At 67.8% G+C, this 16,344-nt stretch carries 12 protein-coding genes and 1 pseudogene; 9 read left to right on the forward strand and 4 right to left on the reverse strand.

Annotated features, from left to right (window positions below):
• Positions 1–147: 147 nt before the first annotated feature.
• The 3 genes from ACFWZ1_RS11650 (at position 148) to ACFWZ1_RS11660 (ending at position 4,146) form a co-directional block, all read left to right on the forward strand.
• A complete protein-coding gene (locus ACFWZ1_RS11650) occupies positions 148–1,545 on the forward strand; it encodes a GntP family permease (RefSeq protein WP_439666520.1) in 1,398 nt (465 codons plus the stop codon).
• A 212-nt stretch (positions 1,546–1,757) separates the two neighbouring features.
• Positions 1,758–3,587 carry a translational GTPase TypA gene (gene typA / locus ACFWZ1_RS11655; protein WP_231320785.1) on the forward strand — a complete coding sequence of 610 codons (1,830 nt, stop codon included), beginning with the start codon at positions 1,758–1,760 and terminating at the stop codon, positions 3,585–3,587.
• Between the two features lie 244 nt (positions 3,588–3,831).
• Positions 3,832–4,146 carry a hypothetical protein gene (locus ACFWZ1_RS11660; RefSeq protein WP_231320787.1) on the forward strand — a complete coding sequence of 105 codons (315 nt, stop codon included), beginning with the start codon at positions 3,832–3,834 and terminating at the stop codon, positions 4,144–4,146.
• Between the two features lie 30 nt (positions 4,147–4,176).
• On the opposite strand, the gene ACFWZ1_RS11665 is transcribed toward ACFWZ1_RS11660, so the two are convergent.
• Positions 4,177–5,229 carry a mechanosensitive ion channel family protein gene (locus tag ACFWZ1_RS11665; protein WP_231320788.1) on the reverse strand — a complete coding sequence of 351 codons (1,053 nt, stop codon included), beginning with the start codon at positions 5,227–5,229 and terminating at the stop codon, positions 4,177–4,179.
• 186 nt (positions 5,230–5,415) lie between these two features.
• Here ACFWZ1_RS11665 and ACFWZ1_RS11670 point away from each other — a divergent pair, with 186 nt between their 5' ends.
• The 4 genes and pseudogenes from ACFWZ1_RS11670 (at position 5,416) to ACFWZ1_RS11685 (ending at position 11,096) form a co-directional block, all read left to right on the forward strand.
• A complete protein-coding gene (locus ACFWZ1_RS11670; RefSeq protein WP_231320789.1) occupies positions 5,416–6,753 on the forward strand; it encodes a phospholipase D-like domain-containing protein in 1,338 nt (445 codons plus the stop codon).
• A 12-nt stretch (positions 6,754–6,765) separates the two neighbouring features.
• Positions 6,766–7,551: pseudogene (gene xth, locus ACFWZ1_RS11675) on the forward strand (exodeoxyribonuclease III); the annotation flags it as partial.
• 189 nt (positions 7,552–7,740) lie between these two features.
• On the forward strand, positions 7,741–10,464 hold the full coding sequence (locus ACFWZ1_RS11680; protein WP_439666521.1) for a M14 family zinc carboxypeptidase: 2,724 nt from the start codon (positions 7,741–7,743) through the stop codon (positions 10,462–10,464).
• Positions 10,465–10,676: 212 nt separating this feature from the next.
• Complete coding sequence (locus ACFWZ1_RS11685; protein WP_231320792.1) at positions 10,677–11,096, forward strand: PepSY domain-containing protein; 420 nt, start codon at positions 10,677–10,679, stop codon at positions 11,094–11,096.
• 2 nt (positions 11,097–11,098) lie between these two features.
• On the opposite strand, the gene ACFWZ1_RS11690 is transcribed toward ACFWZ1_RS11685, so the two are convergent.
• Both ACFWZ1_RS11690 and thpR read right to left on the reverse strand, forming a co-directional pair.
• A complete protein-coding gene (locus tag ACFWZ1_RS11690; RefSeq protein WP_439666522.1) occupies positions 11,099–11,248 on the reverse strand; it encodes a hypothetical protein in 150 nt (49 codons plus the stop codon).
• Positions 11,249–11,313: 65 nt separating this feature from the next.
• Positions 11,314–11,895 carry an RNA 2',3'-cyclic phosphodiesterase gene (thpR, locus tag ACFWZ1_RS11695; protein ID WP_231320794.1) on the reverse strand — a complete coding sequence of 194 codons (582 nt, stop codon included), beginning with the start codon at positions 11,893–11,895 and terminating at the stop codon, positions 11,314–11,316.
• 73 nt (positions 11,896–11,968) lie between these two features.
• Here thpR and ACFWZ1_RS11700 point away from each other — a divergent pair, with 73 nt between their 5' ends.
• Complete coding sequence (locus tag ACFWZ1_RS11700; protein ID WP_439666523.1) at positions 11,969–12,418, forward strand: cupin domain-containing protein; 450 nt, start codon at positions 11,969–11,971, stop codon at positions 12,416–12,418.
• Between the two features lie 188 nt (positions 12,419–12,606).
• Here ACFWZ1_RS11700 and ACFWZ1_RS11705 read toward each other — a convergent pair whose 3' ends face one another.
• The gene (locus tag ACFWZ1_RS11705; RefSeq protein WP_439666524.1) at positions 12,607–13,194 is read right to left on the reverse strand and encodes a YceI family protein; all 588 of its coding nucleotides are present in this window, start codon (positions 13,192–13,194) and stop codon (positions 12,607–12,609) included.
• Between the two features lie 200 nt (positions 13,195–13,394).
• On the opposite strand from ACFWZ1_RS11705, the gene ACFWZ1_RS11710 reads away from it, so the two are divergent.
• Positions 13,395–16,274, forward strand: a complete 2,880-nt coding sequence (locus tag ACFWZ1_RS11710; protein WP_439666525.1) for a PAS domain-containing protein — start codon at positions 13,395–13,397, stop codon at positions 16,272–16,274.
• The last annotated feature ends 70 nt before the right edge of the window (positions 16,275–16,344 follow it).

A 16,344-nucleotide genomic window follows, 5' to 3' on the forward strand; every position in this document is an offset into this window, starting at 1 on the left:
ATGGGTGCCTTGATGCACCGATCCTAGGCATGGGCACGCAACGGGGCACTTGTACCTTCGTACAGTGCCCGGCCGGCGGCGCGCTGCCGATACTCGCCGGGCACTGTCATTGCGGCGCGGCTGCGCGCCGCCGGGGAAAAAAGGTCGATGGCATTCCTGATCGTTCTGGTCGCGCTGGCGTTCCTGATGGTGGCGGCGTACCGCGGCCACAGCGTCATCCTGTTCGCGCCGATCGCGGCGCTGGGCGCGGTGCTGCTGACCGATCCGGCGCTGGTGGCGCCGATGTTCACCGGCCTGTTCATGGACAGGATGGTGGGCTTCCTCAAGCTCTACTTCCCGGTGTTCATGCTCGGCGCGGTGTTCGGCAAGCTGATCGAGCTGTCGGGTTTCTCCAAGGCGATCGTGGCGGCGACCATCGGGCTGGTCGGGCGCGGCCGCGCGATCCTTTCCATCGTGCTGGTGTGCGCGCTGCTGACCTACGGCGGGGTGTCGCTGTTCGTGGTGGTGTTCGCGGTCTACCCGTTCGCGGCCGAACTGTTCCGCGCCAGCGACATCCCCAAGCGGCTGATCCCCGGCACCATCGCACTGGGCGCGTTTACCTTCACCATGGACTCGCTGCCCGGCACGCCGCAGATCCAGAACATCATCCCGACGTCGTTCTTCGGCACCACCGCCTGGGCGGCGCCGTGGCTGGGCACGATCGGCTCGGTGTTCATCCTGGTCGTGGGCCTGGCCTATCTGGAATCGCGCCGGCGCAAGGCCGCCGCCGCGGGCGAGGGCTACGGGAGCGACCTGGTCAACGAGCCGGCGCCATTCGAGCACGGCAAGCTCGCCCATCCGCTGGTCGCGCTGTTGCCGCTGGTGCTGGTGGGCGTGGCCAACAAGCTGTTCACCGACTGGATACCGCGCGCCTACGGCGAAACCGCTTCATTCGCGCCCAGCGTGGTCGGCAAGGCCGAGCCCGTGGTCCAGGAAGTCTCCAAGCTCGCCGCCATCTGGGCGGTGGAGGGAGCGTTGCTCGTGGGCATCGTATGCGTGCTCGCGTCCGCCTGGCGGCCGGTGGTCGAACGCTTCGCCGAGGGCAGCCGCAGCGCCGTGGGCGGCGCGTTGCTCGCCTCGATGAACACCGCGTCCGAATACGGCTTCGGCGCAGTGGTTGCCGCCCTGCCCGGCTTCAGGCTGGTGGCCGACGCGCTGCACGGGATCCCCAACCCGCTGGTCAACGAAGCGGTGACGGTCACCGCGCTGGCCGGCATCACCGGTTCGGCGTCAGGCGGGATGGGCATCGCGCTGGCGGCGATGGCGCATACGTTCATCGCAAATGCCGAGGCCGCCGGCATTCCGATGGAAGTGCTGCACCGCGTGGCCGCGATGGCGTCCGGCGGCATGGACACCCTGCCGCACAACGGCGCGGTGATCACCCTGCTGGCGGTGACCGGGCTGACGCACCGGCAGTCCTACCGCGACATCTTCGCCATCACGGTGATCAAGACGCTGGCGGTCTTCGTGGTGATCGCGCTGTTTGCGCTGACCGGCCTGACCTGACGCCGGATGGGCTTGGGCCCCACCGCCCCTTTCCCGGCAGGTGGCCGGTGGCTGACGCCCCGCCCAACGGGATGCTCCCCACCTGCGAACGGGCCTGGCGCGGGGCGTTCATGCGCGGCACGGGCAAAAACCCCCGCAAATCCGTATAATTGCGGAGTTTACCCCTCCGAAACTTACGTGGCGGCTGACCAAGCGCCGCCCGGGCCTGTGCCATGTCCATCGAAAAACTGCGCAATATCGCCATCGTCGCCCACGTCGACCACGGCAAGACCACCCTCGTCGATCAGCTGCTCAAACAGTCGGGCACGCTCAACGAGCGTACCGTGCTGGCCGAGCGCGTGATGGACTCCAACGACCAGGAAAAGGAACGCGGCATCACCATCCTGGCCAAGAACACGGCCATCACCTGGCAGGGCAACCGGATCAACATCGTCGACACGCCCGGACACGCCGACTTCGGCGGCGAGGTCGAGCGCGTGCTGTCGATGGTCGACACCGTGCTGATCCTGGTCGACGCGATGGACGGCCCGATGCCGCAGACGCGCTTCGTGACCCAGAAGGCCTTCGCGATGGGCTTCAAGCCGATCGTGGTGATCAACAAGATCGACCGCCCCGGTTCGCGCCCCGAATGGGTCGTCGAGCAGGTGTGGGACCTGTTCGACCGCCTGGGCGCCACGCCCGAGCAGATGGACTTCCCGATTGTCTACGCCTCGGCCCTGAACGGCTACGCCTCGCTGGACGAGAACGCCCGCGAAGGCGACATGACCCCGCTGTACGAAGCGATCATGCAGCACGCGCCCAAGCCGGAAGTCGATCCGGAAGGCCCGTTCCAGATGCGCATCAGCCAGCTGGACTACAACAACTTCGTGGGCGTGATCGGCATCGGCCGCATCCAGCGCGGCACGCTGAAGAAGAACATGCCCGTCGCGGTGATCGATCGCCACGGCAAGAAGCGCCAGGGCAAGGTGCTGCAGGTGCTCGGCTTCATGGGTCTGGAGCGCATCGAGCAGGACAGCGCCGAGGCCGGTGACATCGTCGCCATCTCGGGCATTGCGGAACTCACCATTTCCGACACCGTCTGCGCGCTCGACACCCCCGAGGCGCTGCCGGCGCTGACCGTCGACGAGCCGACCATCAGCATGACCTTCCAGGTGAACAACTCGCCGTTCGCCGGCAACAAGGACCTCTCCGGCGGCAAGTTCCTGACCAGCCGCCAGCTCAAGGACCGACTGGACCGCGAGCAGGTGCACAACGTCGCGCTGAAGGTCGAGCAGGGTTCGGACGCGGACAAGTTCCTGGTCTCCGGCCGCGGCGAGCTGCACCTGTCGGTGCTGATCGAGAACATGCGCCGCGAGGGCTATGAGCTCGCCGTGTCGCGTCCGGAAGTGATCATCAAGGAGATCGACGGCCAGAAGATGGAGCCGATCGAGCAGTTGGTGGTCGACGTGGAGGAAATCCACCAGGGTCCGGTGATGGAGCGTCTGGGCATCCGCAAGGGCCAGCTCAAGAACATGGAGCCCGACGGCAAGGGCCGCGTGCGCCTGGAGTACATGATCCCGGCGCGGGGCCTGATCGGCTTCCAGAACCAGTTCAAGACCCTGACCCAGGGTTCGGGCCTGCTGTTCCACGTATTCGACCATTACGGTCCGAAGGAAGAAGGTCAGATCGCCAAGCGCCAGAACGGCGTGATGATCGCCAACGCTGGCGGCACCACCCCCGCCTACTCGCTGGGGCCGTTGCAGGAGCGCGGCAAGCTGTTCGCCGCCGAAGGCGACCAGGTGTACGAAGGCCAGCTGGTCGGCATCCATGCCAAGGACAATGACCTGACCGTCAACGCTATCAAGCCCAAGCCGCTGACCAACATGCGCGCCTCCGGCAAGGACGATGCGATCCAGCTCACCCCGGCGATCAAGTTCTCGCTGGAGCAGGCCCTGGACTTCATCGACGACGACGAGCTGGTCGAGGTCACGCCGAAGGAAATCCGCCTGCGCAAGAAGCACCTGACCGAGAACGACCGCAAGCGCGCCTCGCGCGCAGCCTGACCGCGTTCGATCCCGGTCGACAAAAAGAGCCGCCGCAAGGCGGCTTTTTTTTCTCCCGCTTTTGCAGGAGCCAGGTTGTGGGCGATTCCCTCTCGCACCATCAAAACGAGACATCGCTCACAAGTGTTCTGCGAGAGACAGGGAGTGGCCGGCGAGCGGTATGCCATGCACGCGGCGACCACGACGATGCGCGCAACGTCGATCCGAGCCTGGCGCGGGGGCGCCAGCGATGCGAGGGAGAGTCATGGAGATTTCGAGCAGCCGCCCGGTGTCCTTCACCCAGGTCGGCAACGAGCTGGATGGCTTGAAGAACGAAGTGGAAGCGATGTCGCTGGTGCTGCGGGCGCTGGTCGAATCGCATCCGGCGCCGGCCGAACTGGTCAAGCGCTGGCGCGAACTCAGTCGCGAGCCGATCGAGCAGACCCGCCCCAAGGGTTGCCACCAGGGCGTACTGACCCGGCGGGAGCGCCTGTACCAGACGCTGCAGCGCTGGTCGCACACGGTACACAGCGCCGAGATATCAGGCTCCCTCTCCCCGCCGGGAAGAGGGCTGGGGTAGGGATCCGCGCCGGCCGCGGCCCACGGCGGCCTAGCGGTTGTCGCCCTTGGGAAACTTCACCCGTTCCGGCTCGGCGTTGAGCCGCGAGAGCATGGTGCCGATCAGCCGCGTCTTGACGCTGCCCGCCTGGCGCGGGTCGACCACGTAGCGGACGATCGCGTCCACCCAGGTGTTGGCGTCGATGCGGAACAATACCGAGGGCCGTTCGTTGACCTGCAGCTCGTCCACGGGCGTCTTGGCGAGCACCTCGCGAAAGGTCCGTACGCGCTCGATCATGGCCTCGCCAAGCTCGTCCTCCGCCGCCTCGCGCATCACCTGCGCCACGAACGCGAAGTCGCTGTCGTAGGCCACCTGGAACTTGATCTCGTTCCAGACATACGGGAACACGGGCCAGGAATAGTTGTAGACCGGGCTGGTCAGCACGTTGGCGTTGGGAAACTTGATGATCCGTCCGCTCGGGTGGTCCGAGGAAAGGTACGGCCCGCCGACTTCCCACAGCGTGGTGTCCAGGTAGGTCACGTCGATCACGTCGCCGGTCGCGTCGCCGATCTGGATGCGGTCGCCCACGCGATAGGGCTCGCGCACCAGGATGTACACCCAGCCGATGAAGCTGGTGATCGGCGTCTGCAATGCGAAACCCAGCACCAGCGAGATCAGTCCCAGCGAAGCGACCGCGGCGTACCAGTTGGCGAACAGCACCGACACCACGATCAGCGCCAGGATCACGTACATCACCAGCCGCAGGATGCGCTTGAGGTTGTAGCGCGTGACCGCGGTCTGTGCGCGCTCGATGGCGAACGCCCGCACCATCCGCGAAGCCACCAGCGTCAACACGATCGCCATGGCGCCCACGGTCGCGCGCCGCGCCATCGGGAGGTAGCGGCCGAGGATGCCGAAGAACTCCAGCCGCAAGAGGTAGAACAGCACACCCAGCGCCGCCAGCACCAATGCGTAGACGACCAGCCATAGCTTGTGACCCGAGCGCACCGCGCGCTGGTGCTTGTGGTGCGTCGCTGTGCTGGTGGCCAGCGCGCGACGCACGTCGGCGCGGCGTTCGACCTTGCGTACGGCCTTGTCGGTCATGCGTTCTCCCGGGGCGGTCCACGCACAGCAGACAACCGCGGCGGTGCCGGCCAAGTGAAGGCGTTGACCCCGGCTGCACGCCCGCGCCGGATGATGAGCCTGGTTTTCGCACGAACGTCATGGGCGCGACCCGGAGCCCCCGGTCGCGCCGAGGGGCGCTCGTGCAACCACCAGCCAGGAGTCGCGATGCCCGCCGGACCCGCCCGCCCTACCCGCGACAACGGCAAGGCCTCCCCGCCCCGGCCGCACTGGAAGCGGCGCCTGTTGTGGGCAAGCCTGGGCGCGTTCGCGGCGCTGGTGCTCGGTGTGCTGGTGCTCAATCTGGTCCCGCAGACCCAGCAGTTGGTCCATCCGCTGGGTCCGTTGAGCCCGGTCGAGAGCCCGCAGTTCCGCCGCGAAATCGGCAACCTGCTCGGGCCGACGATCGTCGACGGCAACGCGGTCGCGGATTTCCAGAACGGCGCGGAGATCTTCCCTGCGATGCTCGAATCGATCCGCTCGGCCAAGGTCAGCGTGGACATGGAGACCTACATCTACTGGTCCGGCCACGTCGCCGACGAATTCGTGCAGGCGCTCACCGAACGCGCCCGTGCCGGCGTGCGCGTGCACGTGATCGCCGACTGGGTCGGCTCTTCCAAGATGAAGGAGGACGTCGTCGACGCGTTGCGCGCCGGCGGCGTGCATTTCGAATACTTCCACCCACTGCGCTGGTACGACATCGATCGCTTTAACAACCGGACCCACCGCAAGCTGCTGATCGTCGACGGACGCGTGGCCTACACCGGCGGCGTGGGCATCGCCGACGAGTGGAACGGGCATGGCGACAAGCCCGATATCTGGCGCGACATGCAGATCCGCGTGACCGGCCCCGGTGCGTTGCAGATGCAGGCGGTGTTCGAGGACAACTGGATCACCACCACGGGCCAGGCGCTGCTCGGCTCGGAGTACTACCCCGACGTGGCGCCGGCCGGCGACGTCGCGGTGCAGACCGTCGCCAGCTCGCCCGAAGGCGGCAGCGAGAACCTGCAGCTGATGTACCTGATGGCGATCGACGGCGCGCGCAAGGCGATCGACCTGGAGGCCGCCTATTTCGTGCCGGACGACCTCACCATGGCCGCGCTCAAGCGCGCGCTCGCGCGCGGCGTGCGCATCCGGCTGGTGGTGCCCGGTCCGTACACCGACAGCGAGATCATCAACAGCGCTTCGCAGACGCGCTGGGGTGAAATGCTCCAGGCAGGCGCGCACATCTACCGCTTCCAGCCGGCGCTGTTCCACAACAAGCTGATGATCGTGGACGGCTACCTCACCATCGCCGGCAGCGCCAACTTCGACAATCGCTCCTTCAGCCTCAACGACGAGTCGAACGTGCTGGTGTTCGACCACGCTTTTGCGGCGCACATGACCGAGGTCGTCGATCGCGACATCGGGCGCTCGAAGGAGCTGTCGCTCGAACAGTGGCAACACCGGCCGTGGACGCGCCGCGTGCTGGACTGGCTCTCCGCGCTGGGCGCGGCGCAGTACTAGGACAGGCTCCCGATGGCCGCGCGAAAACCGCTCAAGGTCGCCACCTTCAACATCAACGGCGTGCGCACGCGCCTGGCCTCGCTGCTGGCCTGGCTGGAGCGCGAGGCGCCGGACGTCGTCTGCCTGCAGGAGCTCAAGGCGCCCGACGAGGCCTTTCCCGTCGAGCCGATCCGCGATGCCGGCTACGGCGCCATCTGGCACGGCCAGCGTTCGTGGAACGGGGTGGCGATCCTGGCCCGCGGCGCCGATCCGCTGGAAAGCCGCCGCGGCCTGCCGGGCGATCCGTCAGATGTGCAGAGCCGTTACCTGGAAGCGGCGGCGCATGGCCTGATCGTCGGCTGCCTGTACCTGCCCAACGGCAACCCCCAGCCCGGTCCCAAGTTCGACTACAAGCTCGCCTGGTTCGATCGCTTCATCGACTATGCGCAGGGCCTGGTCGAGAGCGAACACCCGGTGGTGCTGGCCGGCGACTACAACGTGGTCCCCACCGACGAGGACATCTACAACCCGCGCTCCTGGCGCAAGGACGCGCTGCTGCAGCCGGAGAGTCGCGAGCGCTACGCCGACCTGCTGTCGCAGGGCTGGACCGACTCGCTGCGCGAGCAGTTCGGCGAGGAACGGGTGTACACGTTCTGGGACTATTTCCGGCAGCACTGGGAACACAACTCGGGGTTGCGGATCGACCACCTGCTGCTCAACCGCAAGCTGGCGCCTCGGTTGAAGGATGCCGGGGTGGACCGGTGGGTGCGCGCCTTGCCGCATCCGAGCGATCACGCGCCCACGTGGATTTCGTTGCGGCGGTAGGTGGCCTGCGCCAGGGGAGAACCGTTCCCACTTAACGCTTGCGGAAGGGAGCGGCTCGCGGCGTTCCGACACCCGCCCTTCCAGGGCAGCGTCGGGCAGGGATGGGCATTCCCCGATGCCACAAATGCAACGCGCCCCATTTCTGGCAAAGTGGCCCGGCCGTCCGCCCAACCCGGGGAATCCATGCGCCTCCTGCCCTGCCTCGCCGGCCTCGCGCTGGCCGCCACCTGCCTCGCCACCCAGGCCGCCGACACCCTCGCCGCCAGCGCCTTCGCACGCGACCCGGCCCAGCCGGTCGACCAGGCCTACACCGCGCAGATCGCGCGGTTCACCACCGATCCGAAGTTCAACACGCCGCTGACCGACTATCTCCCTGCCTCGCCCGGCGTGCCGACACCCCTGCAGGTGCTCGGCCACATTGCCGGCGCGGCGGACTGGCTACCCTACTCGGCCGACGTGTATCGCTACTTCCGCGCGCTGGACACCGCCAGCCCACGGGTGAAGGTGTTCAGCATCGGCAAGACCGAGGAAGGCCGCGAGATGATCGCGGTGGCCATCGCCGACGAAGCATTGCTGGCCAACCTGCAGGCCAATGACGCACGCCTGGCGCAACTGGCCGATCCGCGCACGATCGACCTGGACGACGCCAGGGCCGATGCGCTCATCAGGGAAACCACCCCGGTCTACTACGTCACCGGCTCGATCCACTCCGACGAAACCGGCGCGCCCACCGCGCTGATGGAGCTGGCCTACCGGCTGGCGGTGGACGATGCGCCGTACATCAGGAACATCCGCTCGCACGTGATCACCCTGATCACGCCGATCGTCGAGGTGGACGGCCGCGACCGCATGGTCGATCTCTACAACTGGCACAAGGCGCACCCGGGCCAGGACTATCCGGACCTGCTCTACTGGGGCCACTACGTTGCGCACGACAACAACCGCGATGCGATGGGCATGACCCTCGCGCTCACCCGCAACGTCGCCGACACCTACCTCGGCTGGCACGCGCAGGTGCTGCACGACCTGCACGAGTCGGTGCCCTTCCTCTACGACAACACCGTCGGCGATGGCCCCTACAACGCCTGGATCGACCCGATCCTCACCAGCGAGTGGCAACAGCTGGGCTGGGACAACGTGCAGAAAATGACCCAGCTCGGGTTGCCCGGCGTGTTCACGCACGGCGACTTCGACACCTGGAGTCCCGGGTACCTGATGTTCATCGCGGCCATGCACAACGGCATCAGCCGCCTGTACGAGACCTTCGGCAACGGCGGCGCCGACACGCGCAAGCGCATCCTCGATCCGTCCGAATACGCGCGCACCTGGTACCGGCCCAACCCGCCGATGCCGGAGGTGACCTGGTCGCAGCGCAACAACAACAACTACGAGCAGACCGGCGTGCTTACCGCGCTGGACTACTTCGCGCACAACGGCCAGGCGTTCCTCAAGAATTTCTACCTGAAGGGCAAGCGCTCGATCGAGAAGCCCACCGAAGCCGGCCCCGCCGCGTACGTGCTGCCGGGCGACGACAAGCGATCCGGCACCCAGGCCCAGTTGCTGCGCGTGCTCGAGCGCCAGCACGTGGAGATCAGCCGCGCCAGCGCGCCCTTCAGCGTGACCCTGCCGGCCACCGATGACGGCAAGAAGCACACGCGCCGCTTCCCCGCCGGCAGCTACGTCGTGCGCATGGACCAGCCCTACTCGCGCATCGCCGACACCCTGCTCGACCGCCAGTACTGGTCGCCCAAGGACCCGCAGCAGCATCCCTACGACGACACCGGCTGGTCGATGGGCGACCTGTTCGATGTCGAGGTGGTGCGCGTCACCGATCCGGACGTGCTGAAGGCATCGATGGCGCGGCTGGACAAGCCGGTCAGCGTCCCGCCGGGCCTGGCCGGCGTCGACGCGGCGGACGCGAAGCTGCCCCGCGTCGCGCTCATGCACACCTGGCTCAGCACGCAGACCGAGGGCTGGTGGCGCATGGCGCTGGACCAGCTGGGCGTGCACTACGACTACATCAGCACGCAGGACGTGGCGCGTATCCCGGATCTGCACGCGAAGTACGACGCGATCCTGTTCGCTCCCGTCGGCGGCGCCAGCCTGTGCCATATCGTCGACGGCCTGCCGATGTGGGGCCCGCCGCTGCCCTGGCAGACCGGCCCGCTGACGCCGAACCTGGGCCACATCGACAGCACGCCCGACATCCGCCCCGGCCTGGGCGAGGCCGGCCTCGCCAACCTCAAGCGCTTCGTGCGCGAGGGTGGATTGCTGGTCACCGCCGAAGACACCGCGCGGTTCGCGATCGATGCCGGCCTGGCGCCTGGCGTGTTCGTTACGCCCAAGACCAAATTGAAGGTGGTCGGCAGCGTGTTGCAGGCCGACTTCGTCGACCACGACAGCCCGGTCGCCGCCGGTTATGGCGACCACCTGGCGCTGTACAGCTCGGAGGGCCAGTCCTTCACCGTCGCCAACCTGCTCACCGGCGACCGTGGCCTGCCCAACGCCCGCGATGCCGAACGACCCACCGGCCGCGGCGGCCCGCAGGACGAGGACATGCCCGAAGGCCGCCCGTTCGCCCAGCCGCCCGCCCTGCCCGACGCCAAGCCCTGGCAGGCATTGCCGCTCAACGAGGACCAGGCCTACAACAACCCGTGGGTGATTCCGCACGACCAGCGCCCGCGCGTGATCCTGCGCTTTGCCGATGCCAGGCGGCTGCTGGTTTCCGGCTTGCTCGACGGCGGCGGCGAAATGGCCGAGCGCGCGGCGGTGGTGGATGCCCGCTACGGCAAGGGGCATGTGTTGCTGTTTGCCGGCAATCCGATCTGGCGCGGGGAGACCATGGGGAGCTATCCGCTGGTGCTCAACGCGCTGACGCATTTCGATCGGCTGGACCAGGGGCGCTGAGCCCCGAGACAGCATCGACCTGCTTCACGGGGCCAGCCGAAAGGCCGGTGGGGGATTCGGGCGAGGCCTTGCCGAACCCTTCCCCTTCCGGGGCGGGCGGGGCTTTCGAACACCCGCCTGCCTGAACAAATCCGCCGCGTCTCACAGCCTTTTCATCACCCATTGCCGTCTGCGCCTGAAGACTCGGGCGCACCATCCCACGGAAAACGGCCATGAAAAAGCTCGCTTCGATGACCCTCGCGCTGGCCCTGGGCGCCTCCGGTGCAGTGATGGCGCAGCAGGCGATGACCGAGGCCCAGGTGCGCGAATCGTTGATCCACCAGGGCTACACCGACATCGACGACCTGAAGTTCGACGGCGGCATGTGGCGTGCCGATGCCGAGAGCGCCGACGGCAACGATGTGTCGCTGCGCATCGACCCAAAGAGCGGCAAGGTCTATCCGGACGAGAAGGTCTCGCGCCTGAGCGAGGACGACGTGCGCGCATCGCTCGCCACGCAGGGCTACACCAACGTGCATGACGTGGACTTCGACGATGGCGTGTGGCACGCCAAGGCCGACGACAAGGCCGATCACCGCGTCAAGCTCATCATCGATCCGGCAAGCGGCCGCGTGGTCGACAGCGACGATTGAGCTCAGCGCGTCGGCGCGCTCGCGGCCGGGCTGAGCCCCGGGTCCGCGGGCGCGGGCTGGAACTGCTGGCGCCAGCGCAGCGCACCCAGCACCAGCAGCACGAGCGTTGCCACCAGCAGAAGAATCAATCCGAGTCGACGTTTGCCCTTCATGGCATTCCCCCAGAGTTCGACCGCTCCACGCTATCCGCGCCGTTGTCGTGGCCGCGTGCGCATGCCTACGCACCGGCGGCCAGCGGCCAGCGGCCCAGCACGCGATATTCGGTGCGCCCCAGCAGGCTGTGGATGAGCACGAACTCCCGCACTGTCCATTCGAACGGCTCGACCGGCTGCGGTGCGATGGTGAGGGCGTCATAGAGCAGCGTGACATGCGGCACGAACGCCGGCTCGCGCCGCGCCAGACCAGCGGCCGCAAGTCTCATCCCAAGACTCCCGTACAACCCGGCCAGGCCCGACGCCCGCTCGGCGCCGAGCAGCACGAACGGGTGCTTGCCGACGCGTCCGCGGAAACTGCCGACGCGATCAAAACGCGCCTCGAACGATGGCAGCGCCACGCTGGCCGCGGCCGCGCACGCCCCATCCACCAGCTGCTGCGGCAGGCCGGCAAAGTCGCCCAGGTGATGCAGCGTCACGTGCAGGTGCCCGGTAGGCCGCGGTCGGCCGCGCAACCGGAGCTGTTCGCGCAGCTGGCCCGCAAGCGAGGCGACCCGCTCGGCCACGTCTGGCGGCGGCATGACGGCAAAGAACAGCCGATCGGTAGGATGCGGCTCGGCAAAGCCGCCGAAGGAGCTCTGGTGCATGGTGTCGTCAGGAGGAAAAGCACCATTGTAGGAGCCGGTGCAGAATGGAGCGCCTTCCATGACGAGCGTCCCCATGCCCAAGATCGATGTCCCGAAGGTACCCGAACGCCGCGGCTCAGGCTATCCGGCTCCCTACGCGGCGGCGGCGAAGGATCGCGTCAAGCAGGCGCTGGGCGATGCCGGCGGGCTGTCCGACTTCGGCGTCAACCTCACGCGGCTGCCGCCGGGCGGGTGGTCCAGCCAACGCCACTGGCATGCGCGCGAGGACGAATTCGTCTACGTGCTGTCGGGCGAGCTGGTGCTGGTCACCGACGCGGGCGAGCAGCCGTTGCGCGCGGGCGAATGCGCCGCCTTTCCGAAGAACGTGGCCGACGGCCACCACCTGATCAACCGCGGCAGCGAAGTGGCCGTCTATCTCGAGGTCGGCACGCGATCGGCCGACGACGCCTGCCACTATCCGGACATCGACCTGTACGTCGAAGGCAACCGGGGGTACGTCCACAAGGACGGTACGCCCTACTAGCCCGCTGGCGCGCCTTGCGATTCGTGGAAACAATGCGGCGCATCGCGCTTCCTTGCCCTGGCTCCGCCATGGGCCACCGCAAGGGGGCGGGAGCCGGGGTGCCACCCGGCAAAGGACGCGATGCGCCAGCGGACGCGAGCTTGCCCACCCGCGCGTGAAGACGCCGGCGAGGAAGCGCGCAGCGTGCGTCACTTGTCGCGCAACGCCTCGACCTGGATGCGCAACGCGACCTGCATGTCGAAGCCGTAGTCCTTGCCCGCATCCAGACCGAACGCGCTGCGGTCGAAGCTGCCCAGCGCGTCGGCGCCGCAGTAGTCACGCTTGAACAGCGGGTGCGGGATGCACTTGAAGTGGTCGATGCGCAACGCCATCGGCCGGGTCACTCCATGCAGCGTCAGGCTGCCTTCGAGCCGCGTCGGCGCCCCATCGACGAAGCCCGCCAGATGGCCCTTGAACACCGCGCGGGGATGGTGCGCGGTGTCGAGGAAATCCTTGCCGCGCGCCCAGGTGTTGAGCGCCTCCTGGCCGAAATCGATGCTGTCCAGCGCGATGCTCACCTCGACGCTGCCGCTGCCGGCGGCCTTGTCCAGTTCCACCCAGCCCTCGCTGTGGTTGAACTTGCCGCGCCAGGTGGAGATGCCCATGTGGTCGGCTTCGAAGCTCGGGTAGGTGTGGTCCTTGTCGAGCGTGTAGCGCACCGGCGCGGCGCTGGCGGCGCCGGCCAACAACAGCGCGGCGGGCAGCAGTCGGCGAGCAAGGCGGGATGGAATGCGCATGGGGTCTCCTTCGATGGATGGCGCCCTCGGCGCCGGCATGGAGACCGACGCGCGACCCGGCCTGGAATCGACAAACGGGACCGCCCCAAAGGCAGCCGGGCGGCCACGAAAATCGCCGCGGGAACTACCTACCGCGTCAGCTTTTTGCCGGGAAAGCTTGCTGCCATGATGCCTGCGCGGTCGACACCTCGGAGCCTTCCATGGTCCAGAGCACGCGGCACTCCTCCACGTGGCCGGTGGGCCAAGGCGAGATGGCCGAGTGCATCCGTCGGCACGACTGGGCCACCACCGCGCTGGGGCCGATTGCCGGCTGGCCGCCGCATCTGCGCACCGCGGTCGATATCTGCCTGGCCTCGCCATTGCCCATTGCGATCCTCTGGGGCGAACAGCGTCTGCAGATCTACAACGATGCCTACTGCGCCATCGCGCGGCATCGGCATCCTTCGATCCTGGGCCGGCCGGTGCTGGAGAACTGGACCGAGGCGCGCGAACTGATCGGCCCCATGCTGGACCGGGTGTTCACCCATGGGGAGCCGAGCGAGGCGGAGAACTGGCCGGTCCTGCTGAAAAACGAGTCCGGGGCCGCGACCGAGCGGTTCTTCACCTTCACCTTCTCGGCCATCCGCGACCGCTACGGCCGGGTGACCGGCGCCTTCCACACCGCCGTGGAAAACACCTCGCGGCTGAGTGCCGAAGACCGCCTGCGCGACGTGATGGGCGAAGCCGGCCTGAGCGCGGGCTTTCGTGCGCTGTTCCAGGCAGCACCGGCGCCATTGCTGATGCTCGCTCCGCCGGACTTCCGCGTGGTCGCCGCCAACGATGCCATGCTGCGCGCCAGCGGCCAGTCGAGCGAGAACCTGCTGGGCCGTCCGGGATTCGACCTGCTCGCGTCCTGGCCCAATCACGCCGAGGTCGAGGAACAGCTGCGCCTTTCGCTGGGACGGGTGCTCCTTCACCGCGTTCCGGACACCCTGCCGATGGTGGTCCAGCGAAGGCGCTCGGGCCAGCGCAGCCCGCGCTTCTGGACCATCATGAACACCCCGGTGATGGACACGCATGGCCAGGTCGCGCTGGTGCTCCACCGCTGCGAGGACGTGACCGAACTTGTGCGCCTGCGCAGTGCCAGCGAAGCACAGGCGCAACTGGACCGCGACCAGCAGGCTTTGATGGCGCGCCTGCGCGACGCCGGCGTGGCCGGGCACGAAGGGACCGCGCCGGGACCGTCGCGCCTGTTCACCGCGATGCTCGACTCGATTCCCGACTACATCTACGCGTTCGATCGCGAACACCGCTTCGCCTACGCCAATCGCGCCATGCACCAGTTGTTCGGGGCCGCCGACAACCCCGTCGGCAAGACGTTCCAGGAACTCGGTTATCCGCCCGCGCTCGCGGAACGGCTGGACGGCCACCTGCGGCACATCTTCGAGACCGGCGAAACGGTCGAGGACGAGGTCTTCTTCACCGGCCCGACCGGACCGCGGGCCTACTTCCAGTTCGTGTGGGGGCCGGTACGCGCCGACAGCGGCCGCATCGAGCAGGTAGTGGGCGTCTCGCGCGATACCAGCGAGCGCCGTCGCATGGAGGAGCGCCTGCGCCTGGGCGAGGCACGGCAGTCGTTCCTGCTGCAGTTGGGCGATCGCATCCGCGGGCTCACCGACGCCGCGCAGATCACCAGCACCGTCGGCGAAATGGTCGGTCGCCACCTGGACGTGGGCCGTTGCGGCTACGGCGAGGTGACCGATTGCGGGCAGTTCTTCATGGTCGAGCGCGACTGGACCGACGGCCGGATGCCGAGCCTGGCCGGACGCGTGCGGCTGATGGATTTCGGTGCCGCGGTGGTGGAGCAGTACCGCGCCGGCCAGACCGTCGTGCTCGACGACACGCTGGAAGACGCCCGCACGCGTGGTGCCGAACAAAAATATGCAGAGACGGGCCGCGTGCGTGCCGGCGTGGGCGTGCCGCTGTTCAAGGGGGGCCGCTTCGTGGCTGCGTTCTACGTGCACCAGAGCCGCCCGCGCCACTGGCGCGACGAAGAGGTCGCGTTGCTGGGCGAAGTGGCCGAACGCATCTGGGCGGCGGTGGCAAGGGCCCGCGCCGAGCGCGCGCTGCGCGAAAGCGAGCGGCGCTATCGCACCCTGTTCGACGCGCTCGACGAGGGGTTCTGCCTGCTCGAAAGGGTCGACACCGCGCCGGACCAGCCGTCCGACTATCGCTACCTGGTCACCAACCCCGCGTTCGTGACGCATACCGGCATCGGCGGGGTGGTCGGCAGGACGATGCGCGAGGTGTTTCCGGATGCTTCGGCATTCTGGTACGACACCTTCGACAGCGTCATCGGCAGCGGCGATGCCTTCCGCTTCGAGCACGGCATGGTCAGCCGCGGGCGGGTGTTCGACGTCTATGCCTGTCGCCTGGACGACGGCACGCATCGGCGCGTCGCGGTGCTCTTCCACGACATCACCGAACGCAAACGCCATGAGCAGCACCAGCGGCTGTTGCTGCACGAGCTCAACCACCGGGTCAAGAACACGCTGGTGACGGTGCAGTCCATGGCGATGCAGAGCTACCGACCCGGCGTCGATCCGGAACTGGCGCGGCTCCAGTTCGAGGGACGCCTGATGGCGCTGTCGCGCGCGCACGACATCCTCACCCGCGAAAGCTGGGGGCGCGCGCCGCTGGCGGAGATCGTGCGCGAGGCGATCGCGCCCTACCGCGACCAGCACCACGACCGCCTGCGGGCGACCGGGCCGCCGGTCTGGCTTCCTCCGCGCCACGCGTTGGCCTTTGCCATGGTGCTGCACGAACTTGGCACCAACGCGGTCAAGTACGGGGCGCTTTCCAACCAGGAAGGCCGGATCGACATCGACTGGCAGGCCAACGGAACGTTGCGCCTCACATGGACCGAATCCGGCGGCCCACCGGTCGAACCGCCGACGGGACGCGGCTTTGGCTCGCGACTGATCGAGCGCGGCCTGCGGCACGAAATCGGCGGACGCGTGGCGCTGGGTTTCGCACCCGAGGGCGTCATCTGCACCATCGAGGTGCCGCTGGACGGCCTGGAACCGCTGGATCGCTTCTGACCCGCCGGCCGCGCCTGCTGTGCGCGTGGACACAGTTCGGTTATCGTGCGCGGGCAGCCCTTAGGCGCAG

Origin of the sequence: Frateuria sp. GZRe14, assembly GCF_051900395.1 — a bacterium.
In the GTDB taxonomy this organism is placed as follows: Bacteria; Pseudomonadota; Gammaproteobacteria; order Xanthomonadales; family Rhodanobacteraceae; genus Frateuria_A; species Frateuria_A edaphi.

Coding starts and splice junctions, on each gene's coding strand:
- ACFWZ1_RS11650 (WP_439666520.1), top strand. CDS start 148: ATGGCATTCCTGATCGTTCTGGTCGCGCTGGCGTTCCTGATGGTGGCG.
- typA (WP_231320785.1), top strand. CDS start 1,758: ATGTCCATCGAAAAACTGCGCAATATCGCCATCGTCGCCCACGTCGAC.
- ACFWZ1_RS11660 (WP_231320787.1), top strand. CDS start 3,832: ATGGAGATTTCGAGCAGCCGCCCGGTGTCCTTCACCCAGGTCGGCAAC.
- ACFWZ1_RS11665 (WP_231320788.1), bottom strand. CDS start 5,229: ATGACCGACAAGGCCGTACGCAAGGTCGAACGCCGCGCCGACGTGCGT.
- ACFWZ1_RS11670 (WP_231320789.1), top strand. CDS start 5,416: ATGCCCGCCGGACCCGCCCGCCCTACCCGCGACAACGGCAAGGCCTCC.
- ACFWZ1_RS11680 (WP_439666521.1), top strand. CDS start 7,741: ATGCGCCTCCTGCCCTGCCTCGCCGGCCTCGCGCTGGCCGCCACCTGC.
- ACFWZ1_RS11685 (WP_231320792.1), top strand. CDS start 10,677: ATGAAAAAGCTCGCTTCGATGACCCTCGCGCTGGCCCTGGGCGCCTCC.
- ACFWZ1_RS11690 (WP_439666522.1), bottom strand. CDS start 11,248: ATGAAGGGCAAACGTCGACTCGGATTGATTCTTCTGCTGGTGGCAACG.
- thpR (WP_231320794.1), bottom strand. CDS start 11,895: ATGCACCAGAGCTCCTTCGGCGGCTTTGCCGAGCCGCATCCTACCGAT.
- ACFWZ1_RS11700 (WP_439666523.1), top strand. CDS start 11,969: ATGCCCAAGATCGATGTCCCGAAGGTACCCGAACGCCGCGGCTCAGGC.
- ACFWZ1_RS11705 (WP_439666524.1), bottom strand. CDS start 13,194: ATGCGCATTCCATCCCGCCTTGCTCGCCGACTGCTGCCCGCCGCGCTG.
- ACFWZ1_RS11710 (WP_439666525.1), top strand. CDS start 13,395: ATGGTCCAGAGCACGCGGCACTCCTCCACGTGGCCGGTGGGCCAAGGC.